Here is a 1385-nt window from a genome sequence, read left to right on the forward strand (position 1 = left end):
CCGCGGGTGGCTCCTCGGGTGGGGCCGCGGCCGCCGTCGCCGCGGGGATCCTGCCGTTCGCCCCGGGCTCGGACGGGGGCGGGTCCATCCGCATCCCCGCCGCGGCGTGCGGGCTCGTGGGCCTCAAGCCCGGTCGCGGGGAGCTGCCGATGGACGAGCACGCGGACACGGTCCGCAACCTCACGGTGTCGGGCCCGCTGGCCCACACGGTCGAGGACGCCGCCCTGCTCTACGACGTGATGCTCACCCCCGAGGGCCTGCCCGGCCGGGTGCTGTCGGACCTGCGCCGCACCGTGGAGACCGCCCGGGCCGGGGACGCCGTCGACGTCCGCCGGATCGGCGTCACCACGGCCTCGCCGTTCGCCCCCGACCTGGAGATCTCCCTGGCCCGGCCCGCCGTCACCGCCCTGACGAAGGCCGCCGCCGCCCTGGACGCGGGCGGTCACGCGGTCGAGGACCTCTCCCCCTACTACGGCGAGGACTATCACCGGGACTTCCGCACGGTGTGGACCGCCGGGCTGCTCCGGGCGCCGCTGCCGGAGGACGCCGAGGCGCACGTGGGCGCGGTGGCCGCGCACTTCCTGCGCACGGCCCGGGCCGCAGGGCGCGCCGAGATCGACGACGCCGCCCACCGGCTCGAGGAGTGGTCACGCGGGGTGCGGGCGCAGTTCGCCGCCGTCGACGTGGTGATGACCCCGGTGCTGGCCACCGCGCCCCCGCCGGTCGGCCACTTCCTGGCGATGGAGCCCGAGGCCAACTACGAGGCGCAGTGCGCGTTCACGCCCTACACCTCGATGGTCAACGTGCTCGGCCTGCCCGCGGTCGCGGTGCCCGTGCTCCGGGACGAGCGGGGCCTGAACTGGTCCGTCCAGCTCATCGGCCGGCCCGGCACGTCTGCACCCCTGCTCGCCCTGGCCGCGCATCTCGAGCTGCTGCTGGCCGGCTGAGCCGGCCGGTCAGGTCGAGGTGTAGTCGCCCAGGGACATGCCGGCGATCACCAGGATCACGAGGAACACGACGGCGAGCAGCAGCAGGGCGAGGGACACGTAGTTCATCACGAGGCCGGCGATCGCCATGCCGCGGCCGTGGGGCTCGCGCTTGAGGCCGATGTGGCCGAGGATCACGCCCACGATCGGCGGGAGGAGGAACGTGAACCCGCCCACCACGGAGATGATGCCGAGGATCATGGATGCCACCGAGCGGCCGACGCCGTCGGTCTGGCCGGGCTGCAGTGGGGTCCCGTAGCCGTGGCCGGGCGTGCCCTGCCCGTAGCCGTAGGCGGGGACGGTGTTCGCGTCCTGGCCGTAGCCGTACGGCTGCCCGTAGGCGGGGCGGGTCTGCTCCTCCTGCTCGGCGTACGAGGGGGCCTGGTCCCAGGCGGCGCG

At 75.1% G+C, this 1385-nt stretch carries 2 protein-coding genes; one reads left to right on the forward strand and one right to left on the reverse strand.

Annotated features, from left to right (window positions below):
* Window positions 1–947, forward strand: a 947-nt coding sequence (locus HMPREF3105_RS01345; protein WP_246830303.1) for an amidase family protein, incomplete at its 5' end; no start/stop codon positions are given.
* A gap of 9 nt (window positions 948–956) precedes the next feature.
* Here HMPREF3105_RS01345 and HMPREF3105_RS01350 read toward each other — a convergent pair.
* Window positions 957–1385, reverse strand: a 429-nt coding sequence (locus HMPREF3105_RS01350) for a DUF4190 domain-containing protein (protein WP_070708596.1), incomplete at its 5' end; no start/stop codon positions are given.

Origin of the sequence: Micrococcus sp. HMSC31B01 (genome assembly GCF_001816085.1) — a bacterium.
GTDB lineage: Bacteria > Actinomycetota > Actinomycetes > Actinomycetales > Micrococcaceae > Micrococcus > Micrococcus luteus.